Consider the following 22,760-nt stretch of genomic DNA (forward strand, 5'->3'; position numbering starts at 1 on the left):
TTCTAAAACATTTTTTATAAAAAGCTTTTTGATTGATTTATATAATCTGTTTTACCTGAGTTAACATCATTCAAAAAGCTAGAAGGCGTTCCTTCTTGAGTTGCGCTCGTTAAGTAAACGCCCCTAAACATGGGCAGCTCTTCATATGCATTAGGTGTAAATATTTCTTTTAAAAAGCCATCAGCGACACCTTGAAGTACTCTTAGCTGCCTAGGGAATTCGAATATTTTAGCTCTAATCGCTTCGTTTCTTTCATTTATCAATCTGCGATTAAGCATTTCTGTTAATTTAGAAATTAAAGTATGAAATTCTTTATTAAACGCTTCTACCTGGGTGTCTTTAGCAAGATCAAGCTCAAAGGTAACTCCCCATACTTGTTCACATTCTTCTTCCGTTAATTCGCCAAAAAACTCTCTGAATCCTTCAATTAAATCAACCTTAGAAAAAATAACATAGACAGGAAATGTCATCCCAAGCTGATTTTGAAGCTCTTGTAGCCGTTGCTTTATTGCACGTGCATGCAAGTTACGCTCAGTTTTAGTCTGACTCATCAACTCAGATATACCCATGCTGATCATCACACCATTAATTGGCCTAAGTGGACGATACTTTCGCAATAGACCTAAAAACCCTTCCCATGCTCGTGAGTCATGTTTTGCATGACTATTTTGAGTTGTATACCTACCGGCGGTATCGATCAATACCGCTTTATTAGTAAACCACCAATCACAATTTCGTGTACCACCGATGCCATGAACTAAATCAACGCCCAGTTTATCTTTTAATGGATAATCCAATCCTGAATTATTAATAACGGTTGTTTTACCCGCGCCAGGAGGGCCGATCATTATGTACCACGGCAACTGGTAAATATTTTTACCTTTGAACAACTTAACATCTTTTAACAAGTCGATAGCTTCATTCATTCTTGTTTTTAGAGTCGTGATTTCTTCGTTTACTTCACTGCCGCCTGAGTCATCGCTATCGATTAACTCATCAGCCATTTTTTCATCTCTTTTATTTTGCTGCACAAGACGATAAATTTTTGTCACAGAAAAGAGCAACAATATAAGTAATATTGTTAGCAACCTTGCAGCAATACTTGCTAAAGGGACGTAATCTGCCACTGCAATTAAAGGACCACCAAACCAAATCAATAATGATAAAGCTAGGAAACCTATAATTAGCATCGCGGTACGAGATGTAAGAGCGTATGTCATTTTTTTAAATTTTTGCGAGAAACTCATATCAGCCTCATTAAAATAATAGATCGATTTCAATTCGTCGGTTCAATGACCTAGAAGCTGAATCTGAATTGCTGGCGATTGGCTCTGCGGCCCCTTTACCTTCAGGCCATAAACGGCCACTAAGGTTAGTACTTTTAGCCATAGAATTAGCAACTTGTGTTGCTCTAGCTAAAGAAAGGTGCCAATTTGAGGGGTATCTGTCGGTACTAATAGGCGTGTCGTCTGTGTGACCCGTAATTAATATTCTGCCTTTTGTTCCCTCTAAACTAAGTGCAAGTTTCTCAAGAATAGGCTGAAAAGAAGGCAGTAACTGTGAATTACCTTGATTAAACAAACTTTCACTTTTGATGGAAATTCTGATCCGATCATTACTTTTTTTAACAACCACAATCCCCTCTGTATTTCGGTTTGTAGTAGCTGCTCTAAAACTAATAATTGCTGGTCTTTTTTATCGATAGTTTGCTCATTTGCGAGTGGATGAATAACGGCAAGTTTTTCATTGATAGCAAAAACATCATCATTGAGTTTCATATTGATAAATAAATAAACGGCAAGTAACACGAGCCCTAAAACAGAAAAAATCACCCAAAGCGGTACTTGATTTCTAAGTTCAACACCTGCAGCAACTCGCTCTTTCCAATTAGGTGATAACTTGTTATTGATTGGCCCATCTAATTGATTTAAAAGGTGGTACATCTGAGAACGGTATTCTTCAACTTTATTATCACCAACAGTATCTAATCTATATTTGCCCTTAAAACCAAGGTTTAAACAATGATACTGTAACTCTAAAAATTGCTTGTTTTTTCAGGTTGTAACAGCGCGTCATCGAGTAATGTATAAAAATATTCACCACCAAATGTTTCTTTATGGAATGTAGATAATAAGCTTTCATCGGCCCATTCCATTGAGCTCCATTTTGAATTTAATACCGATTCATCGAGAATAGCACATAGGCAGTAGCGCGCATTGTTGATGATATCTTTAGATAAATTTTGGTTGCGAACTTCAACTTCAAACCGCTTTATGGCCTCAACACAACGGTGTTTTAAAGCTGCTAAATTTGTCATTTCGGCTGATTGACTAATAGATATGACTATTGAAAAACAGTCAGTTGCAGCTTCTAAAAGAGGGTTTTTAAAGATAGACACTTTGACGCTACTTGGTAGCTTTGTCGATGGCGATTCGACAGACATCACCGTTTTATCAGCATCACTGTCAGTATTTGCTTTACTAGAGGTATCACGTCCTAATCTACCAGGGCGTGGTTTGATAATGGTTTCGTCCATTGAAACTCTTCCTTTAAAATTAAGTTCTAATTGCCCAAAGGCTTAATTGTAGTTCTGGGTAGCTACCTGATAAATGAATGGCAATTCCGCCACTAGAGCGCAACTTATCCCAATGCTCTCCCTGTTTATTTAATTCAAAATAATGGAAACCTGCATGATATGGGATTTGTCTTGGGGCTGTAGGTAAACTACTGATTGTTATTCCTGGTATTTGGTTATTAACAAGATCACGTATAGTTTCTACACTGCCTATTTTTATCTGTGATGGCAGTATTTTACGTAACTCTTCATGCGGAACACTTGCTTTTATTGCTAGAATAAATTGAGCTGAATTTAGCACCGACTTATCGTTTAATGCACCAAATGAAATTCCAAATTTGCTTTGTTCTAACTTTATTTCAGTTGCTGTTTGCTCAATAACATGACTCAACGACTGATATAGGAAGTTAACGACTTCGCTAAACACTTGACCCAAGTTTTTATGATCGTATTTAGGGAGCTTAGGAACTCGTTTATTAACAGTACTAAACGTCGACAGCTCTCCGGCAAGCTCAATCAACCTAATATACAAGATATTTGGATGGATATTATTGACTGATAATAAGTTGTCAAATACTGCATCATACTTATTTAATGTTTGCAGCATAATAAAGTCGGCAACTGATGTACTTCCTGCATATCCTTGACACAATCTAACGGCGATGCTTTCTGAGCGCTGTTTGATCATTGAACCAATTTCGCGAACAAGACCCAAAAGAGGCTTGCATTGCCCTACTTTTAAAGATGCCGGTATATACTTATTATCTAGCTTTATTTGCCCTTCACTACTAACGTCTAGAATTCTTGCTAAAGGCAGCAATATATAACCAGAGTGATCATCAGAGGAAAGTACTAACTTACTATATATTTTAGCGACTTGAATAACTTCTTGAGATTGCGCCCCCACTAAATCGTCACTCACTGATAAATCATTCAATTTATAACGAGTTACAATATTTTCTTCTGGGGCAGATAAGTTTATGCCGCTATTTTTCAATGCCGGTATTGCAAGATAAACTATCTCGTCATATATATCTTTGCCGACCACTAATGGCTCAGGCAAAGAAGTTGACTGAGGCATATCTATCGGTAGTAAATCTGGGGTAATTGCCGACAGTGATTCAATCGCAAATTGACCCGATTTTAGCAGTTCAGTATCAATTGCTACCTCAAGTATTCCCCAAGGATCTGCAAGGTTACCACTGCACACTTGTTGGATTACATTCGCAATATGTTTATCTGATTGCTGGAAGTGTTGCGGCCTTAAAAACATCCCTTCAGTCCAAGCAACACGAGTGTTATCACCCATTTTACAAATCCTTTTTTTATTTCTCTCTCATGTATGTAGCAATAGCTTCTACATTGACATTTATATCATCATAACCGGTAGGATCAACTTCAATTACAGCTCTCCATCTTGCCTGATCAATGTTTCTATAAGCAACCACAACCCCCACATAACGAGTGTTTCGATTGAGACTCATTTTATATTTTTGTACTGTATTTGGCTGTAATTCAAGCTCGTCTTTTTTTAACAGATCAGGCCCTAATAATTTTTCAGGCGTATCGTAAAGGCTAAAAAATCTTGTGTATCAAAAATAGTTCGAGAACTAAGTTCAAATATTTTCATAACTACAGGTGAAGGTCTATCCGACGTATCAGGATTAACATTCTTAGATACATTAATAATCAGATCTGTTGAAGGCGGAACAAGTTTATTAACGGTAGAACATCCTAGTACTAAAAATAGTAAACTAAAACTCATTAAGTAGAGCTTAATTTTATACATTGTTTAATTTCCTTTCTAAAGCGTTTCTTTAAGTCTATCGTTGTATGCCTTTAAAAAATCATCTGACAAAGCCATTGCCCCTTTGGAACTAACGTCTTGTGACAAATCATCATGTAAACTCTGATATAACTTCCAGCATTTAGATTCAATTTGCCCAGGGATAATTTTTAATACGTTAGAATTATCATTTGCTTGCTGACTTATCTGTTGGGGAGAAACTTGGTCTAATATCCCTTTAAGTACACCATCTGCACCGGCTAATAACGCATGTTCGTGCCTGCGAGAGTCAATAAAGCTTTCATTTATCGACTCCTTAGACGAAAGGAAGCTTGCACTATTCCTTATGAATAAATTCTGAATAACGTCATCTATATTAGCAGAAAATTTTAAAGGGTTGTTTTGTTCAGTTTGAAACATTGTATGATTTAACCTCAATTGACTTTTTACATGCGCTCTTTGACGTAAAGAGTCCATAAGGCCATTGAGTAATAAATTAAGGCCTTGCCCCATTTCAAACCAATGCTTTTCTGTATTTAACGAATTTTGTACTTCAGGCTTTATATTTAAACCTGTTAAAAATGCATCAGATAACGCAGTACTGTTTTTTGCAGCTATTTTTGGTGATGCAGTCTCGACAGTTTGTTCTTTAGGGGCTATTTTTCGACTTTCCGATTGTACTAATGGAGAATTCGTTTTTAACTCTTGAACATTCGCAGAGTCATGTTTTGATGCATCGGAGTGTTCTGGGTTCATCAGGCGTGATAAATCATCCCAATCTTCTGGGATCTGGTTACCTGAGTTCAAAAAGGGCTCTTGCACCATAGAAACTCCAGGCATTGATTCATCTAAAATAGATTCGTCTAAAAACTGATGCGATTGTGAAAATGAATCTTTACTATCCGCACGGTAATTATTATCACTGTTTTGACTGGCCGAAAAATCGGTATTACTCACTGGTGAAACGCGATCATCAACCAACTTAACATCAATTTGAAAGTCGCCAATAGTTAATACGTCACTGTCAGCAAGAACCTGCCTATTTCCTTGACCAAGTGGGGTTACAGCAAAGTTTATAAAGGTGCCATTCGTTGAATTATCGTAAATATAAAAAGAATCACCTTCTTTTACGATTTGTCCGTGTTTACTTGATATTATTTTTTCAGGATCGGGCAGGTGCCAATCACAAGCCTCAGAGCGACCAAAGATAAGTTTATCTACTACAGTCTTAGATGCTTCAATTTCAGGTGAGAGTCTATGATAACTAGTTATGTTTAGTATCAGTTCCATTTGATAAGTCAGTCCCTTAAATCTTTATTGTCGGTAGGATAAAGTAGAAGAGAAACTATTGTCAACATTGAAATTAATATATAAATATAGACTGACTTTTGTTGAGCCATAAAATACTGTAAAAATAAATATTAACTTAATCGAAATACTGAACAATTGTGGCCGTTAATATTTTTACATTTCGGCCAAAATCCGTTCTCTATAAAATGAAAAAGTAAAACCTCAATTGATTTATCTTGATTACTTAATCTCATTCATTGACGCCCTAAACTCTCTTTTTTACTTAAGTATGTGCTCAAAAGTGGGTTTATTTTTTATATTTTTATAAAGTTACATTTGTTAAATATTCCCGATAGCGTATAAATTAGCTGTTTCAAAATTTAGATATAAATATTCAATAATTGAAACATTGCTATAGTCGAGATTTTTTGTAAAAATGTACGACAATATCAGAGGAAATTGATAATAAGTATAAAGCTTACCTTTGTAATTATTTAAATAAACACAATAAAAGGATTTATAATGAGCGGTATTAACAACCCGAGTGACAAAACTCAAATTGCATCACTTGATTCTAATCAAAAAAGAACCTCTGCTAAAAATAAGATTAACCTCATCGGAAAAAAGATTTCCGATCGCTACCTGGTTGAAGAACTAATTGGACAAGGCGGCATGTGCTACATTTACAGAGCGCGTGATACCTTCTTAGAAAATGTAAATCGTGCTGAAGCATTTGTTGCTTTAAAAGTGTTGCAAGAAGAGTTTTCATACTCAGAAGAAGCAATTACTCTTCTAAAAGACGAAACAGCAAAAACACAACAGCTCTCCCACCCTAACATCGTTAAAGTGTTTTCAGCAGATTCCGATGGCGATTTATATTACGTCACAATGGAACTTGTTGAGGGAGAAACTTTAGAACAAATAATTAAACGCAACAAGCCCTCAGGCATGGCATTTAAAAAAGCGAAAGTGATTTTAGAACAGCTTGCTGATGCTCTTATATATGCACATTCAAGAGGGGTGATTCATAATGACCTCAAACCATCCAATATCATATTTGACAGTAATGGGGACTTAAAAGTACTCGACTTTGGTATCGCAAAGCATAAAAACATTGAAGATGCGTATGCCGTTAGAAGTAATGTTGAGTTGGGCGATATTGGCGGTTATACACCGACCTACGCAAGTCCTGAACAACTAAATGGTGCCAGTGCTACCGTTAAAGATGACGTGTTTTCATACGCATGTATTGCGTTTGAACTATTAAGTAGTAAACATCCATTTAATCGAGTTGCAGCCGATAAACTACCAAAGAGTACCACTGCTAAACGTCCAAGCAATTGTCCACTTTGGTTATGGCAAAGTATAAATAATGCACTATCGTTAGAAACGTCACAACGACAAAGTTCTTTATTACCTATTTCTAAAAAACTTAAGTCTAATTTAAAGCCAGCGATCGGTTTAGTCGCTGCATCCGTTATTTTAGTTATTGTAGCTATTCAATATCAATTAGCTAACACTGTGCAAGTAAAACAACTAGAGGCAAAACTTGATAATGCGAACGCAATTAATCAACAAGTAGAAACCTGGATGTCTTGGAATGGGCCTCATATTTTAGATAAGTTAGCTGAAATTCCTCCGCAGTACGAAGTATTAAAGCAGGGCCTATTAAGAGTAAATCAAACGAGCATATTAGGCAGTTTTGATAAAAGAGCTAATAACTTTAATAATAATAATTCAAATAAATTTAAAGATTTTGATAAAACAATTTCAATCTACTCTAAAGCTCTCGACTACTACCCTGACTCAGAAAAACTTTCAGTGCAGTTAGAGAGCATCCTAAGAGAGCGTCAGTCAATAATTTTTGATATCACATCGAGAATTAATTTATTGTTAGAACAGTCTCGTTATAACGAAAGTGACAATAATAATATCCCGCAGCTAATTCAAGACTTAAAAGAAGTTGATAATACCTACGTGTACGAGCCCTCTTCCTTACATTTTGATAATTTTAAAATAGCGTTAGACAAAGCAGTAGAAGAAGATGACGTAATTGCGCAAAAAGCACTCTTAAATGTTGGTAAAGCGATATTTACCAGCAATCAAAAAGCTGAACTCCTTTTCGCAAATTTACTCAAAAGAGAATCTGCAATTGATGCACTGACCTTTTATCAGAAAAAATTAGCGATAGGTGAGCAAATTACCTACCCACTCTCGGATGCTATTGTTTTTTATCAACCAAGATTTCAACGTTACTCTGAACAATTGGAAGGTATTGAGGATTACAAGCAGCTACTAGAGTTTGAAGAACTTATTAATTTAGAGTCTGCTGATCTACCAACTGATTTCCCTCTTCTAGTGACATTAAAACAAGATTTGTCAAAGCGATATATTACAATGGCTAATACTCTAATGAAGCGAAAAATGTACCGAACTGCGGAGCAATTAGTCGAAAGAAGTGAGGCCATTACGCAGTCGTTAGACAGTATGCTGTAAATAAAATAGTTAGGCTACTAACTCAGAGTTTGTTTAGATGATGAGCGTAGCAATAAGAAAATAACTATAATTGAATATATGGTGGATACATATTAGACTATCCACCGCTTTTTAAACGAGAGTCAAGGACGACGAGTTGAGCTTTTAAGACACTCCTCCAAGATTTTTCGTAACCTTCAACATTTTTAAATTACTTAATGGAGTATCGATGAAAAACTTAAGCGCACTTGCAGCCATCCTATTACTAAGCGGTTGTTCAACCACCTCAACAGTTGATAAAGTCGTCACTGAGGTTGTTACCGAAGCCAAAGTAGATGTTGAAGAAGTTGTAGCACCAATTTCATTAACCGTTATTACGACTCCCGCAGATGCTCGCGTTCGTATTATGAACATAAACCCGGTCTATCAAGATGCCATTGAGCTAAAAGAAGGCAAATACGATATTGAAGTCAGCAGAGCTGGATACCAAACCTACAGAAAATGGGTCGTTGTTGACAAAAAAACTATTTTAACTGTTGGATTAGATGAAGTACTAACAAGTCAATCTGAACAGTAAGCCATTTATACTGTTAAGTAACCTGAACTCTGAGTAATATATTATTTACCAAAGTTCAGGTTAAGTTAGCTCAGCAAACCTTCTATTTAGTCAAACGAGTAAATACCCCCTATTCAACCAAAAATACACGATCCCACCTAAATTAACTGCAATGCATACCCACAGCACAAATATAAAACGACGTTTTTTAGATTTATGACGTAGTAATTGTTGTGCAAATAATGCACCTGGCCAACCACCACACAGAGCAAGTAATTGCAACGTGCGCTCAGGCGTACGGTTTACTTTTTTATGTGCCGATTGTATTGCTTTGCGCTTATCCCAAGCATACATTAAAAATGTTAACATACTCAAAATACTGAGATAAATTGGTATATAAAGAGCAATATAGCTAAGCATGTAAGCTAGCCAAGTTAAAGCAATAAAAAGACTCGATATTGTTATTAAGGCTTTTTTTATCAATTAATTATCACCTATACTGAACGCACAGAATTTAAAAATAAGAGTTAAATTATGACACATTTTAAAGCGTTATTCTTAGCGTTGCTCCTCTGTTCATTTACTTTTAGTTACGCGGACGAAAACAACTTAACCCTCGATAAAGAGCTAGCAATATTTCAGCCTTACTTAGGCACTTGGCAAACCGACTTTAAGGTAGTCTCAGGCGCAAAGCCAGTTCAGGATGTCGGCAGGTGGGAACGTACGCTAAACGGTAAAGCTATTCGTACTATGCACTCTATTAATGAGGGTGAGTATGGCGGCGAATCGACGATTTTTTATGATAGCAAAAAAAGTCACTCGTCTTTTATTACTTCACAACAGCAGGTTTTTATACAAAAGGCACTATAACAGTATTAAGCCCGACTCAGTTTGTAGCCTACGAAGAAGTAACAGGCAGTAAAGAGGGAGTGACTAAGGTTAAGTCTACAAGTGATTTAAAAGACGATAAATTCATTGTATCAATCTCTTATTTAAAAAAGGGTGAGTGGACAAAGCCCGAACAACGTATTTATACACGCAGTACAAAAGCCGTTAAGTTTAAATAATCGCAATTTATAAACACAAAAAAGGCAGCCTAAGCTGCCTATTGTCATTTATAAAACCGTATTTATTTTACGTATTTTTTAAATGCATCATCTACTGGTGTATCAGCAAGGTGATTAGTGTAGTTGCTCATTACTTTTTGAGACAAGCCTACAATAATTTCAAGTAGTTGTTGCTTAGCGTAACCTGCGGCAAAGAATTTTTCGATTTGCTCATCGCTGATCACGCCACGTTCACGTGTCATTGCGAGTGTAGTTTCACGAAGAGTTTCTAGCTTAGGGTTTTCAAGTGGTGTTTTGTTAACAAGTGCGTCAACAATACCTTGATCAACCTTCATTGCCGCTGCAATACCACTGTGAGCAGGAACACAGTAATGACAGTCGTGCTCTACGTTAATTGATTGCCATACTACTGTTAGCTCTTCTGCATTAAATGACGTTTTTTGAAACAAGTCATGCAGTACTTGGTAACCTTTAAGTAATGTTGGTGCTTCAGCCATTACTGCATGTAAGTTAGGAAGCATACCAAATGCTGCTACTGAATCAGCTAAAAGTGGTTTTGCTTCTTCTGGTGCATTTTCTGCCGTGTATAAAGTAAATTCTGCCATGTTTAGCTCCAAAAATAATTAGGTTTATGTAACTTCGAAACACATACTATTTGATTTTGAGCGACTGTTCAAGTTAAAATTGAGCAACTGTTCAAATTAATTGAGAATGAAATGGTTAATAAGGTTAAATTTGAACGCGAAAATGTTGTTCGTGTTGCCAGCCAATTATTTTGGGAAAAAGGCTTTCATGCAACCTCAACGCGAGACTTACAAGAAGCCGTTAATATGCGACCAGGCAGTATTTATTCTGCATTTGGTTCAAAAGAGGGGCTATATAGTGAGTCACTAAAAGACTATACGGTGCAAATGAAAAGCCAAATTGACGGTTTTTTATCTTCGTCAGACACAACCTTAGGTGGCTTACGTGCATTTGTAGAAAATGTGGTAATTAAAAACAAAGATTGTAGCCCGAGTGCAATCTGTATGTTAGTAAAAGCTAACAATGAGTTTGCCGATAAAAACAGTAGTTTATATGAATTGAGTTTAGATTTAGCGGCTAAGTTTGAAGGTTATCTCACTGTACTTTTCGAGCAAGCAATAGCAAAAAATGAGTTGAGCGATAAATTAACAGCTATTGAGTACGCACGTTTTTTTCAGATTCAGTTTACAGGGTTACGTGGTTATTTTAATCGACCAGGCGTTGAACTACTGGCCCAACCTATGATCAATCAAATGTTTGCGCTCATGAAAAACCTATAAACCGCTTGTTTTAATTAAAAAAGGCAGTAATTTAATTGCTGCCTTTTTATTTTTTTACGTTCAATATTACGTTTTTAACTTATTAAGCTCTGAATCTTGTTGCGTTACAAGCTTGTTGAGTACTTCACTGCTATCGCCTGCTTGTGCCGATAAATCGGATAGCTGCGAAGCTGCATCTGATATAAGTGTTAAATTACGATTTATTTCTTCAGTTACTAAACTTTGCTCTTCAGCTGCCGTGGCAATATGTGTAATTTGATTAGTTATTTCATCAACTTTAACCACTACACTGTGAAGAGCATCAAATGCAATTGAGGTTTCATCAACAGCACTTTGTGCGCGCACTACGCCTTTTTCTATTACAGTTGAGGCATTGCCAACTTCGTGTAACAAACTATCGATCAATTTACTGATATCGTCAGTCGATGAACGCGTTTTAGACGCAAGCGCTCTTACCTCATCAGCAACTACCGCAAAGCCTCGGCCATGTTCACCAGCACGCGCAGCTTCAATTGCCGCATTAAGTGCCAATAAGTTAGTTTGTTCTGAAATGGTACGGATCACATCCAAAATTTGCGTAATATCTTTACTACGCGATGCTACTTTTTCAACCGCTTGGTTAGCTTCTTTAATTTCTTCAGACATAGTTTTAACTTGGCTCATCGCTGACGACAAACTCGACTCACTACTAACCACTAAGCCATTAATTTCATCTGCCTGCTGCGCTGACTGTTCTGATGCTCTGGCAACTTCGAGTGCTGTTGCGCTCATTTCGTTCATAGCTGTTACCACACTTTCAATTTCTTGAAATTGCGATTGCACATTTTGCTTTGTATCTATGGCAATGTGTTGCGCTATCTCGCCTTGCTGTTTGGTTTGTTCAGACACCGCTTTTAGTTCAGAAATTAAATCACGTAGTTTTGCTAAAAATCGATTAAACCCACCAGCTAATGCAATAAGTTCAGCGTGGCTATCAACATGCAATGTATGCGTTAAATCACCCTCAGAGCTTGCAAGGTTATCAACACGTTGTTGAATTTGTCGAAGCGGTGCAACGATGCCGCCAACCACTAATTTCATTATAACAAATGCAATTGCAGCTATAGCTAAACCGGTTACTAAAATAATAGACCCTAACGATGCTGCAGTTTCTTGCATGTTTTCAGCCAACGCTTCAGGACCTGCGAGCGCAAGCTCTGTTGGTACTTCAATAATTAAAGACCACTGCTTATTGGCAAGTTTAATATTGATAGGGTAATTAACAAGGTACTCGTTATTAACCTTAAAAATACCGCTTTGTCCTTTTGACTTTTCAATATCGTTGTACAACGACGAGCTAATCGCTTCTTTTAGTGGACGCCCTAGTTTAGTTTTATAATGGCTACTGCCAACAATTAAGCCTATGTCACTCAATAATGTTACTTTTGCTTTACCGTTATAGAGTTGTTTAGAAAGCTGTTCAGTCATCACTTGAAAAGTAGGCAGTGTTAAGTCTACACCAGCTAAACCAATAAACTGCCCAGATTTTAAAATTGGCACTGTTAATGACGTTAACATTACCGAATCACCAGACGGAATTTCGTAAAGGTAAGGCTCCATAATACATGGTGTGAGCGTATCCTTTGCACATAAGTACCATTCAGCTTCGCGAAGTCCAAATTCGTTCAAATTTGTTATATATTTGTCAGCTGCATTAGCCACTTTTTGCTGTTCTACCGTACCATTCTCGTCCCGAGTAATATAGACTTCGAGCGTGCCATCACCATCAACAGAATGCTTAAAGCCCCGCTGGAATTGAGCATCTTGTCCATCAAAAGCATTAGCTTCGAACTGAGAATAAATAGAAGATAAAAGTGTATTATTTTCTAAAATAGAGCGGTTTATGCTTACAACTGTATCTCTACTTAGCGTATTTTGTTTTGCAGCATCACCAAGTAATGCGGCTAATGAATACGGAACTCGGTAAGCCTCGTTAACAAAGCCAGCAATTCGTTCACCATATACTGCAGCATTAGCATTAAGTTTTTCTTCAACCTCAGCAACGATATACTCTTCAGATTTGCTCGCTAACTGCTCATTGCTTGATGATAATTCCCACCATAAAACACTAGAAAGCACCAATACTGTAATAAATATACTCCCGACGGTAAGCCAGAGTAACTTTTTTGCTAACGATATTTCCCGCATTCCATACACCTTTTGATTAAATCTACAGCTATAGTTTAGTAGTTTTAAAAAATGAAGCTATGAATATCATCAAACAATTTGAATTTAATACAATTAATTGGGTTTTTACTGCTTTTTCAGGTATGCCGTCGTAATTGTCGCCATTATTAACAAACAAACACTTACCCATAAACACGCACTAAGCCCATATACTTGAAAAACCCAACCAGAAAGCACCGTACCAAGCAAACGCCCTATCGCATTGGCCATATAATAAAAGCCTACGTCGAGTGACACCCCATCATTTTTAGCAAAACTTACTATTAAGTAACTGTGCAGCGATGAATTTACAGCAAATACTCCACCAAAAATAAGTAAGCCGATTACAAGCGTAAAATGTACCGCTATATCCAATTGCATCAACAACGCTAAAATGCCAGTTACACCACTTAATAAAACGACCCACCAATACGCTTTTTTGACCGAATGTGAAGTTGAATCACCTTGCCCAGTTATTCGCGGTGCTTGCGATTGCACCAGCCCATAAGCAATTACCCACAAAGCCATAAAGCCGCTGACCCACCAATGATCCCAGTTAAACTGAGCGGCTAAGTAAACAGGTAGTGCAACTACAAACCATACATCGCGCGCCGCAAACAAGCATAAACGCGCTGCACTAAGTAAGTTGATTGCCCGGGATTTAGAAAATAATTCTTTAAACTTAGGTTTGTTTTTAGCTTTACCAATCTCGCCTTTTAAAAAAATTAAACTAATAACCCACGCAACACTGAGTAAAGCAATTAGGCTTATTAATGCCCCCACAAAACCAAACACAGTTAGTAATAAGCCGCCTAAAAAAAGCCCACTCCTTTTAACGCATTTTTAGAGCCGGTAAGTATGGCAATCCATTTATATAATTGGCTTTGCCCTGCATCGTCTTGTGGTACTAAATACTTAATGGCGCTCTTTGCGCTCATTTTATTTAAGTCTTTTGCTATGCCACTCAGTGCTTGCGCTGCCATAACATAGGCAACGGTTAGCCAATCCCCTGGCACGCAAAGCATGGCTAAGGCGACAAGTTGTAGCCCAAGCCCTACATTCATGGTTTTGTTCAACCCTAAATGCGCGCCAAGCCAACCACCTACTAAATTGGTGATCACCCCAAATATTTCATAAAACAAAAACAACATGGCTATCGCAAATGCACCATAACCCAACTGATGAAAATACAGCACCACCAACATGCGTAGCGCACCATCAGTTAAAGTAAATGCCCAATAGTTACCAGTAATTATTAAATATTGCTTTATAGAACTTGGTAAATTAGCTAACTGCGCAAGCATAGCGTTAAACCTTTTTAAACGAGATTAAGCAAAATCACTTTGTGCAACTTTAAGCATTAGCTCAGCAGTACGGTTTGCATAACCCCACTCGTTATCGTACCAAGCGTATAGTTTAAGTTGAGTGTTGTTAATTACCATGGTTGAAAGCGCATCTATGGTGCAGCTGCGCGGATCTGTTTTGTAATCTATAGATACAAGCGGTCTTTCTTCGTAGCCTAAAATACCTTGTAACTCGTTATTTGCAGCGTCTTTAAACCAAGTGTTTACTTCATCTTGTGTAACACCTCGCTCTAGCTCAAAAACACAATCGGTAATTGACGCGTTAGTAAGAGGTACACGCACAGCATGACCGTTTAATTTACCTTTAAGCTCGGGGAAAATATGCGTAATAGCCGTTGCACTACCGGTTGTAGTAGGGATTAAACTAGTACCGCACGAGCGCGCACGGCGTAAGTCTTTATGAGGTGCATCAATAATTGTTTGAGTATTAGTAATGTCGTGAATAGTAGTCATTGAGCCGTGCTTAATGCCCACTTTTTCTTGCAGTACTTTTACTATTGGCGCTAAACAGTTAGTTGTGCAAGAAGCAGCCGTAACAATTTTATGCTCACTTGGGTTATAAAGATCATCGTTTACACCCATTACTACATTTAATATACCGTTTTCTTTTACAGGCGCGGTTACCACAACACGCTTAACACCTTTCGCTAAATATTGATTTAACAGTTCAGTGGTTTTCATTTTACCGCTGGCTTCTATAACTACATCGCAATCTGACCAATCAGTTTCGTTTATGGTTTTGTTGTTGGTAACTGCAATCGTGTGTTTACCCACACTAAAGCTATTATCGTCACTAGAAACCAGTTGTGCTAAGCGCCCATGTACTGAGTCAAACTCAATTAAATGTGCGTGGGTTTTAGCATCGCCCGCTACATCATTTACTTTAATAAACTCTATTTCTGGCCAATCAACTGCTGCACGCAGAGTTAAACGCCCCATACGGCCAAAACCGTTAATACCTACTTTAATAGTCATAATTAAATACCTTTAATAAGTTAATTTATTAGTTAGTTACAGCAGCTAGTAATACGTTCAGGGCGATTACCCATAACATTTAAGCGCGTTAAATCGTTTTCATAAAATGAAGGGTTAGCAGTAAGCGTTTGCGTTAATACATTTTTAGCCCACTCTGGCAGGGCTTTATTAATACTGTAATAAACCCATTGATTTTGTTTACGGTCGCTCAATAATCCGCATTGTCTTAACTGTGCTAAATGGCGAGACACTTTAGGTTGGCTTAGCTCAAGTGCAGCAACCAGTTCGCATACACATAGCTCTTCTTGGTCGCTAATAAGCAACATTGCTTTTAAACGCGTATCGTCCGCTAGGCATTTATAAAATTGAAGTGGGTTGAATTGTTCCATACTGTCCTCACTGTGCTTATGCATACACAATAAAACAAAATAACAATATATGGAATAGTGAATATACGATTTATCGTATATTTAATTTTTATGCCTTAAACGCAAAAAAGCACACAACGACTAATTCTCGTTGTGTGCTTTTATAACTTTTCTTTATTTAGTTATTAAATAACTGAAAGCTCTACTTCAATATTGCCACGTGTTGCGTTTGAATATGGGCATACTTGGTGTGCTTTATCTACAAGCGTTTGCGCTGCAGCTTTATCCATATCACCTAGTGACACAGCAAGTTTTACTGCAATACCAAAACCGCCTTCAATAGCACCAATAGACACTTGTGAATTAATATGTGTGTCGCTTGGTAAATCTATTTTTTCACTACCTGCTACAAATTTAAGTGCACCAATAAAACATGCTGCATAACCTGCGGCAAATAATTGCTCTGGGTTAGTGCCTTGTCCGTCGTCTCCGCCTAAACCTTTAGGTGTTGATAAATTTACATCTAAACGACCATCATCAGATTTAGCTACGCCTTCACGGCCGCCAGTTGCAGTTGCTTTTGCAGTGTAAGCTACGTTTTGTAATACATTCATAATGAACTCCAAAGTTTAATAATTAATTTAGTTTGTGTGCAAAATAATAGAACAAGTAATTAGAGATTGCAAATACTTTGCATGCAAATTAAAATAGCATGTATCGAAATAAAGGATAACGTTATGCCGTTTGAGCAATTAAAGTTAAAAAATCAGTTATGCCATCGGTTATACATGGCATCTAACAGCATTGCGCGTGCGTATCGCGAGCCTTTAAACGAGCTAAATTTAACTTACCCGCAATACGTAGTAATGATGGCGCTGTGGGAGCAAGACGAAATAACAATTGCAGAGCTAATAGATAAAACCGCGATAGACGGCGGTGCTATGACCCAAATACTCAAAAAAATGAGCGACAAATCATTACTGGCTGTTATTAAAGATGAGCACGACAAACGCAAACGCCTAGTGCAGCTAACCCAGCATGGCCAATCGCTCAAGTTAAAAGCAGCCGATATTCCTAAAAATATTTTATGTAAATTTGATAGTGTAGATGCAGCGCAAGCGAAGCAGTTGATGCAGCTGCTCGATTTAGTAGTAAACGACTTAGCCGATTAGGCTCTTAATTTTTAAACAATAAACGTGTTTTAAAAGGTTTTAAAAATGACTCATATTAAAAAATTACTATTAGCAGCGGCGTGTAGCACGGCACTTTTAGGTAGCAACGCTGTAACTGCTAACACCGCTGGCCAAAATGCTGATTTAAAAACAGTAGCCACATTTGATGCGCAGCACCCACCGGGCAACATTGCTATTACCCCATCAGGCAGAAAATTTTTATCTGTGCATGGCTTTTTTGGCCAAAAGCAAAAAATTATGGAACTTTTAAGCGATGGTACAACTAAGCCCTACCCTAATGAAGAATGGGCATACGCGTACAATAACGGTAAAGGTTTTTACGACGTACTTGGCATAAACGTATCAAGCGATGGCGTGTTATGGATGCTCGACACTTCAGGGCCCGATCACGCTGGGCGCTTAGTAGGTTGGGATACAAACAAAGAGCAACTGCACAAAATTATTTATCTGGCTAAACCGACCATTACCGACACCTCATTTTTAAACGATTTAGTCATCGATAATAAGCATAGCGTTGTATACATTGCCGACACAGCCCAAGGCAGCCAAGCCGCTATTATTACGGTAAACCTTAAAACAGGTGTCGCACGTAGAGTGTTGCAAAATAGCCATTACACCACCGCCGAAAATATCGATATGGTTATTGATGGGCGCACAATGAGCCTTGGCGGCCAACCTGCCCGCTTAGGTGTTAACCCTATTACGCTTGACCCTAACGAAGACTGGCTTTACTTTGGCTCAATGTCGGGCACGTCGGTTTACCGCATTGCCACCAGCGATATAAATAACGAGAGCCTTTGGGCTAAAGCGCTTGAAGACAAAGTTACGCGTTACGGCACTAAGCCAATTTCAGACGGTATTATTGTTGATGGCGGCGGTAACATATATGTAACCGACATAACCAATGGCGCAATTGGCGTAGTTAAACCCACTGGCGACTACGAAGTATTATTTAAAGACGAACGTTTGAGCTGGCCTGATGGCTTTAGTTACGGAGCCGATCATAAAATATACTTTACCGTTGACGATTTACATAATTCGCCTGTACTTAATAATGGCAAAAATCAAAGCCACGGTAAGTTTAAAGTAATGTCGTTCGAGCCTTTAGTAAAAGGAAAAGTAGGCCGCTAATTTACTTTTCAAGTGACTACATTTTTAAAAAAGCCTTGCACATTTAAGTGACCTAATAGTTGCAGGGCTTTTTGTTAAAAACACACCACACTGGTGCATATTTTAAAAATACTTCACCGCTTTGGTGCTAATCCTTTAGTACGTATTTACACTTAAATACTAAATACCTGATTTCTATTCATAAAATATTCAAGTTAATGTTGGCATACTTCTTCCTATAAACTGATGTGTTCAGTGAAAATACCAAGGAAAAACCATGTTCAACTTATACCATACCCTTTACCTTTTATGGCGTTTAGACATTAGCGTTTGGCAAGTTAATGATCCAACAAATACCCATACCACCGCTGACAAAGAGCGCGTCTATGTTAAGTAACATCGTATTGTGTAAAGGCTTGGCATAAAGCTTAAATGTAAAAACTTACTTTAGGCTAAGCTTTTGCACACTATGAAATTTATGTGTACATTTTAATTAAACTTCAAATTAATCGTTCAATATAAAAACAACCCCCTTGTAATAAACTCCACATTTAAAAACGTCGAAAAAATTAGTAAAAACACTGCGTTTATAACTTTGCAAGCAGCCCTATTGCGTTGTATTGTTGCATCCTATTGAAAATTTTTAGTTGGAACGTGTATGCACGCTTTGGAAGTTAATTTTGATGGCTTAGTTGGCCCTACTCACAACTACGCTGGTTTATCGTATGGTAATGTTGCCTCGTTAAATAACGCAGCAAGCTTTTCAAATCCTCAAGAGGCAGTGCTTCAAGGCCTTGAAAAAATGAAAGCGATGCACGACAAAGGCCTAACTCAAGGTGTATTTGCCCCTCATGCGCGCCCCGACTTAAACGTACTGCGCCGCTTAGGCTTTACCGGTAATGATGCACAAGTAATTCATAAAGCATTTAAAGCTGATCCTATTTTATTACGCGCGTGTTATTCAGCGTCAGCAATGTGGACAGCCAATGCCGCTACGGTATCGCCATCTCCTGATACAACCGACGGCAAAGTACATTTTACTTCAGCTAATTTAAATAATAAGTTTCATCGTTCATTAGAGCCTGCAACCACTACACGCTTATTAAAAGCGATGTTTAACAACGACAAATACTTTGCGCACCATACCCATTTACCCGACCAAGGCTTTTTTGGCGACGAAGGTGCAGCAAACCATACTCGTTTTTGTGACAGCCACGGCGAGCAAGGCCTTGAAATGTTTGTATTTGGTGCCAGCGCGTTTAACAGCCAATTACCAAAACCAGCTAAATTTCCTGCAAGGCAAACACTCGAAGCCTCAGAAGCAATTTGCCGTTTACATAACTTAAAAGATTCAAGCCAAATTTTACTACAGCAAAATCCAGACGTAATAGACCAAGGTGTGTTTCATAACGATGTAATTGCAGTAGGTAACGCCAACGTATTACTGTGCCACCAGCAAGCATTTTTAAACCAAACACTGGCACTGCAAGATATTCGCGAAGCGTATGTGGGCAATAAAGAATTTTATATTATTGAAGTACCAACCGATAAAGTAAGCATTACCGATGCTGTAAGTAGCTACTTATTTAATAGCCAACTAGTGAGCCTTGAAGATGGCTCAATGCTGTTAGTGGCACCACAAGAGTGTAAACGCAACAGCGCGGTTAACGCCTACATTGAAGAAATGATCATGGCTGATAACCCAATAAACCAAGTACAGTTTTTTGATTTACGCCAAAGTATGCAAAATGGCGGCGGCCCAGCTTGCTTGCGCTTACGTGTAGCTCTTAACGATCAAGAACTTGCTGCAGTAAACCCAGAGGTTATTTTAACTGATACCAAATACACACAACTGTGTGACTGGGCAAAACGTAACTACCGCGACAAATTAGGCGCAAGTGACTTTGCAGACTCAGCTCTACTCACCGAAAGCTACCAAGCACTTGATGAACTTACACAGCTACTAAATTTAGGTTCAGTGTACGACTTTCAATTAGAAGGTTAATACCTCAGTTAACACAAAGGCTAATACAAAAATAGCGAGCCAAGGCTCGCTATTTTTATTTGTGCTTATGTTTATGTTAATACATATTTAAGCATCTTTGTTAACAGTTACTGCCGACGCCATAGACTCCGATATATGCAGCGTACGCTGCGGAAACGGAATACTCAGCCCTGCGCCTTCAATAGCTTCTTTAACACGTTTATTTAAATCCCACACAGTTTGCCAATAATCACCATTAACAGCCCACGCACGTAATTGAATGTTCACTGCGCTTTCGCCTATTGATGTCACCATTACTTTGGGTGCAGGCTCTGCGAGTAATCGGCTCTCTGATGCGGCTAATTCTTTAAGTACATTTAAGCCAACATCAATAGAGTCGGCATACGAAATACCCACTACTATGTCCATTCGTCTTTTACCATTACGGGTAAAGTTTTTAATATTGCCACCCCACACTTTGCCGTTAGGCGATGCAATATAAAGGCCGTCGGTGGTTTTAAAAATAGTGGTAAACAGGTTTATTTCGTTCACAGTGCCAAGCGTGCCACTGGCATCAACAAAATCGCCTATTTTAAAAGGTCTGAGTATTAGCAGCATAATACCTGCAGCAATATTACTCAGTGTATTTTTAAGCGCTAAACCAATAGCCAAGCCAGCAGCCCCCATTAGCGCAATTAAACTGGCCGTGTTTACGCCAAAAATATCTAAAATAAATAGCCCGCCAATTATATAAACTAAATAACCAGCAATACTCGATAAAAGAGGAAGCAGCGTACTATCCACTTTTTTTAATGGCGATTTAGCGTTTTTAATCGCTTTTTTAACCGAGCGTGCAATTAAGGCACTCGCAATTAAAATCACCAACGCTAAAATCACTTTGTACCCTAAAGTGATGATTGTTTCTGAATGGCTTTGCCAAAACGCTAAAAGTTTATCTTTCATGTTTGTTCCGATAAATGTTGCTGACACTCAGCAAAATAATGGTTAAATCTAATAAAAACCGACTTCAAAAGAAGTGGCGCGAGTATATAGAATAAAAAATTTAAACCTATCTTTTTTAATCACTTATTTCAATTTTAATAACGGCTTAAAAACCATGATGATTGAAGTACAAAACACACCTATTTATCGCTAATTTATAGCGACTATTCAATGTAGGTTAATCGTTTATTGGTATGGTGACTTTAAGTTTTTAACGTTCATTAAAGAGGTTATCTATGGCAAAAGAAAAAATAGTACTCATAACCGGCGCTTCAAGTGGCATTGGTGAAGCAACCGCAAAAACCCTTGTAAATAATGGTCATAAAGTAATACTTACCGCTAGACGCGAAGATAAGTTAACTGAGTTAGTAAAGTCGTTAGGCTCAAATAATGCGCTGGGCGTAGCCGCAGATGCAACCGACTTTACCGCGCTTGAAAACGTAGTTACCAAAGAAGTTTGGCCGATTAGATGTGGCCTTTGCTAACGCAGGCATGGGCGTTTCAACCGCAGGCACCGAAAAAGGTGACCCAGATGAATGGTCAACCATGATCGACATAAACATTAAAGCGCTGCTGTGGACTGCAAAATTAACACTGCCGCATTTACGCCAAAACAAAGGTCACTTTATATTAACCAGCTCAGCTGCTGGTCGTAAGCCACTAGGAGGCTCTATTTATGGGGCAACTAAATGGTTTGCTTATGGCTTTGGACAAAACTTAGCTGAGGAAATGAGCGAGTGGAACGGCCGCTGCACAACCATAGCCCCAGGCATGGTAAACACCCCATTTTTTGATGACGCTAAACCCGACAAACTCGACCCGCAAGATGTAGCCGACGCCGTACTGTTTGCTATTGAAGCAAACCAGCGAAACAGTGTGCGCGAGATTTATTTAATGCCAACTAATTAAACATTCTTTAGTTTGGGCTGTTAGGTTTAATACTAATGGTGTTAAGCCTGATGGTTGTAGTGCTTAGTTTGGGTTAGATGTTAGTAGGTAAGAATGAATTAAAGGTATTGAACATTTAGAGGCTTTGTTAATTGCCAATGCTGCCCTTAAACCATATGTAAGCAAAATATAGAACAACGGCAATATATCCAAAAGAAATAACTAGGTTTACTTTCCAAAGGTTTAGCCAAAAATTGCCTCTGAAATAAGTGCGTTCTCTTACTTTATGATTGAACAATGCTACTGAAGAGGGCACTAATATTAACGCAGACCAACCAAGAATAGGTAACACCATAAACATAACGCCTATGCCTGCACCTCCTGCTGAAGCCTCGGATGCTTCACCATCAATTGAGGCTAGCATCACGTAGCCTAAAATAAACCCTGCAATCGCAAGTATAAAACCTAAAAGCTGAAGTGTTCTCATTATTATCCTTGGCAACTAACGAGACTGTAAAATAACTCCAACAGCCAAATTCAATTAAAAACGAGATCCTGTAATTAACTCTAAGCGCTATTAAAGCATTAGGTATTATTTGGAACCCATAAACAGGCTGT

18 protein-coding genes and 5 pseudogenes are annotated in these 22,760 nt (G+C 38.0%); 8 read left to right on the plus strand and 15 right to left on the minus strand.

The window, feature by feature from the left end:
* Positions 1-14: 14 nt before the first annotated feature.
* The 6 genes and pseudogenes from tssM to tagH all read right to left on the minus strand — a co-directional run bounded on the left by tssM (position 15) and on the right by tagH (position 5,651).
* Positions 15-1,247 carry a type VI secretion system membrane subunit TssM gene (gene tssM / locus P4S71_RS02570; RefSeq protein WP_337121158.1) on the minus strand — a complete coding sequence of 411 codons (1,233 nt, stop codon included), beginning with the start codon at positions 1,245-1,247 and terminating at the stop codon, positions 15-17.
* Positions 1,248-1,257: 10 nt separating this feature from the next.
* Positions 1,258-1,635 (minus strand): type VI secretion system protein TssL, long form, encoded by a 378-nt coding sequence (gene tssL, locus P4S71_RS02575; protein ID WP_337150000.1) that lies wholly within the window; start codon positions 1,633-1,635, stop codon positions 1,258-1,260.
* 142 nt (positions 1,636-1,777) lie between these two features.
* Positions 1,778-2,536: pseudogene (locus tag P4S71_RS02580) on the minus strand (DotU family type IV/VI secretion system protein); the annotation flags it as partial.
* A 19-nt stretch (positions 2,537-2,555) separates the two neighbouring features.
* Complete coding sequence (gene tssK / locus P4S71_RS02585; RefSeq protein WP_008137773.1) at positions 2,556-3,884, minus strand: type VI secretion system baseplate subunit TssK; 1,329 nt, start codon at positions 3,882-3,884, stop codon at positions 2,556-2,558.
* Positions 3,885-3,900: 16 nt separating this feature from the next.
* A pseudogene (gene tssJ, locus P4S71_RS23030) lies at positions 3,901-4,364 on the minus strand (type VI secretion system lipoprotein TssJ).
* Positions 4,365-4,379: 15 nt separating this feature from the next.
* Positions 4,380-5,651: a type VI secretion system-associated FHA domain protein TagH gene (gene tagH / locus P4S71_RS02600; RefSeq protein ID WP_337150002.1), complete on the minus strand. Its 1,272-nt coding sequence runs from the start codon at positions 5,649-5,651 to the stop codon at positions 4,380-4,382.
* 522 nt (positions 5,652-6,173) lie between these two features.
* Here tagH and P4S71_RS02605 point away from each other — a divergent pair.
* Both P4S71_RS02605 and P4S71_RS02610 read left to right on the plus strand, forming a co-directional pair.
* Positions 6,174-8,147, plus strand: a complete 1,974-nt coding sequence (locus tag P4S71_RS02605; protein ID WP_008137777.1) for a serine/threonine-protein kinase — start codon at positions 6,174-6,176, stop codon at positions 8,145-8,147.
* 208 nt (positions 8,148-8,355) lie between these two features.
* The gene (locus tag P4S71_RS02610; protein ID WP_337150003.1) at positions 8,356-8,703 is read left to right on the plus strand and encodes a hypothetical protein; all 348 of its coding nucleotides are present in this window, start codon (positions 8,356-8,358) and stop codon (positions 8,701-8,703) included.
* Between the two features lie 90 nt (positions 8,704-8,793).
* Here P4S71_RS02610 and P4S71_RS02615 read toward each other — a convergent pair whose 3' ends face one another.
* Entirely contained in the window at positions 8,794-9,165 is a 372-nt protein-coding gene (locus P4S71_RS02615; RefSeq protein ID WP_033039797.1) for a DUF1294 domain-containing protein, read from the minus strand.
* A 51-nt stretch (positions 9,166-9,216) separates the two neighbouring features.
* Here P4S71_RS02615 and P4S71_RS02620 point away from each other — a divergent pair.
* Positions 9,217-9,749 (plus strand): annotated as a pseudogene (locus P4S71_RS02620) (hypothetical protein).
* A 62-nt stretch (positions 9,750-9,811) separates the two neighbouring features.
* On the opposite strand, the gene P4S71_RS02625 reads toward P4S71_RS02620, so the two are convergent.
* Complete coding sequence (locus P4S71_RS02625) at positions 9,812-10,354, minus strand: carboxymuconolactone decarboxylase family protein (protein WP_007377107.1); 543 nt, start codon at positions 10,352-10,354, stop codon at positions 9,812-9,814.
* A 111-nt stretch (positions 10,355-10,465) separates the two neighbouring features.
* Between P4S71_RS02625 and P4S71_RS02630 the strand changes: the two genes are divergently transcribed.
* The gene (locus tag P4S71_RS02630; RefSeq protein ID WP_007377108.1) at positions 10,466-11,053 is read left to right on the plus strand and encodes a TetR/AcrR family transcriptional regulator; all 588 of its coding nucleotides are present in this window, start codon (positions 10,466-10,468) and stop codon (positions 11,051-11,053) included.
* A gap of 66 nt (positions 11,054-11,119) precedes the next feature.
* Here P4S71_RS02630 and P4S71_RS02635 read toward each other — a convergent pair whose 3' ends face one another.
* The 5 genes and pseudogenes from P4S71_RS02635 to P4S71_RS02655 all read right to left on the minus strand — a co-directional run bounded on the left by P4S71_RS02635 (position 11,120) and on the right by P4S71_RS02655 (position 16,579).
* Positions 11,120-13,240, minus strand: a complete 2,121-nt coding sequence (locus P4S71_RS02635; protein ID WP_337121153.1) for a methyl-accepting chemotaxis protein — start codon at positions 13,238-13,240, stop codon at positions 11,120-11,122.
* Between the two features lie 105 nt (positions 13,241-13,345).
* Positions 13,346-14,562, minus strand: a pseudogene (arsJ, locus tag P4S71_RS02640) (organoarsenical effux MFS transporter ArsJ).
* Positions 14,563-14,586: 24 nt separating this feature from the next.
* The gene (locus tag P4S71_RS02645; RefSeq protein ID WP_337121152.1) at positions 14,587-15,597 is read right to left on the minus strand and encodes an ArsJ-associated glyceraldehyde-3-phosphate dehydrogenase; all 1,011 of its coding nucleotides are present in this window, start codon (positions 15,595-15,597) and stop codon (positions 14,587-14,589) included.
* Positions 15,598-15,629: 32 nt separating this feature from the next.
* Entirely contained in the window at positions 15,630-15,986 is a 357-nt protein-coding gene (locus tag P4S71_RS02650; RefSeq protein WP_096794284.1) for a metalloregulator ArsR/SmtB family transcription factor, read from the minus strand.
* Positions 15,987-16,150: 164 nt separating this feature from the next.
* Positions 16,151-16,579, minus strand: a complete 429-nt coding sequence (locus tag P4S71_RS02655) for an organic hydroperoxide resistance protein (RefSeq protein WP_024594483.1) — start codon at positions 16,577-16,579, stop codon at positions 16,151-16,153.
* A 123-nt stretch (positions 16,580-16,702) separates the two neighbouring features.
* On the opposite strand from P4S71_RS02655, the gene P4S71_RS02660 reads away from it, so the two are divergent.
* The 3 genes from P4S71_RS02660 (at position 16,703) to astB (ending at position 20,273) form a co-directional block, all read left to right on the plus strand.
* Positions 16,703-17,137, plus strand: a complete 435-nt coding sequence (locus P4S71_RS02660) for a MarR family winged helix-turn-helix transcriptional regulator (protein WP_337121204.1) — start codon at positions 16,703-16,705, stop codon at positions 17,135-17,137.
* Positions 17,138-17,182: 45 nt separating this feature from the next.
* Positions 17,183-18,289: an L-dopachrome tautomerase-related protein gene (locus P4S71_RS02665; protein ID WP_337121151.1), complete on the plus strand. Its 1,107-nt coding sequence runs from the start codon at positions 17,183-17,185 to the stop codon at positions 18,287-18,289.
* A 637-nt stretch (positions 18,290-18,926) separates the two neighbouring features.
* On the plus strand, positions 18,927-20,273 hold the full coding sequence (gene astB / locus P4S71_RS02670; protein WP_337150004.1) for an N-succinylarginine dihydrolase: 1,347 nt from the start codon (positions 18,927-18,929) through the stop codon (positions 20,271-20,273).
* Between the two features lie 87 nt (positions 20,274-20,360).
* On the opposite strand, the gene P4S71_RS02675 is transcribed toward astB, so the two are convergent.
* Positions 20,361-21,215, minus strand: a complete 855-nt coding sequence (locus P4S71_RS02675; protein ID WP_337150005.1) for a mechanosensitive ion channel family protein — start codon at positions 21,213-21,215, stop codon at positions 20,361-20,363.
* A gap of 275 nt (positions 21,216-21,490) precedes the next feature.
* Here P4S71_RS02675 and P4S71_RS02680 point away from each other — a divergent pair.
* Positions 21,491-22,163, plus strand: a pseudogene (locus tag P4S71_RS02680) (SDR family oxidoreductase).
* A gap of 127 nt (positions 22,164-22,290) precedes the next feature.
* Here the strand turns inward: P4S71_RS02680 and P4S71_RS02685 are convergent.
* Positions 22,291-22,629 carry a carbon starvation protein CstA gene (locus P4S71_RS02685; protein ID WP_337150006.1) on the minus strand — a complete coding sequence of 113 codons (339 nt, stop codon included), beginning with the start codon at positions 22,627-22,629 and terminating at the stop codon, positions 22,291-22,293.
* Between the last annotated feature and the right edge of the window lie 131 nt (positions 22,630-22,760).

It is taken from the genome of Pseudoalteromonas sp. B62 (assembly GCF_037162565.1).
GTDB lineage: Bacteria > Pseudomonadota > Gammaproteobacteria > Enterobacterales > Alteromonadaceae > Pseudoalteromonas > Pseudoalteromonas fuliginea.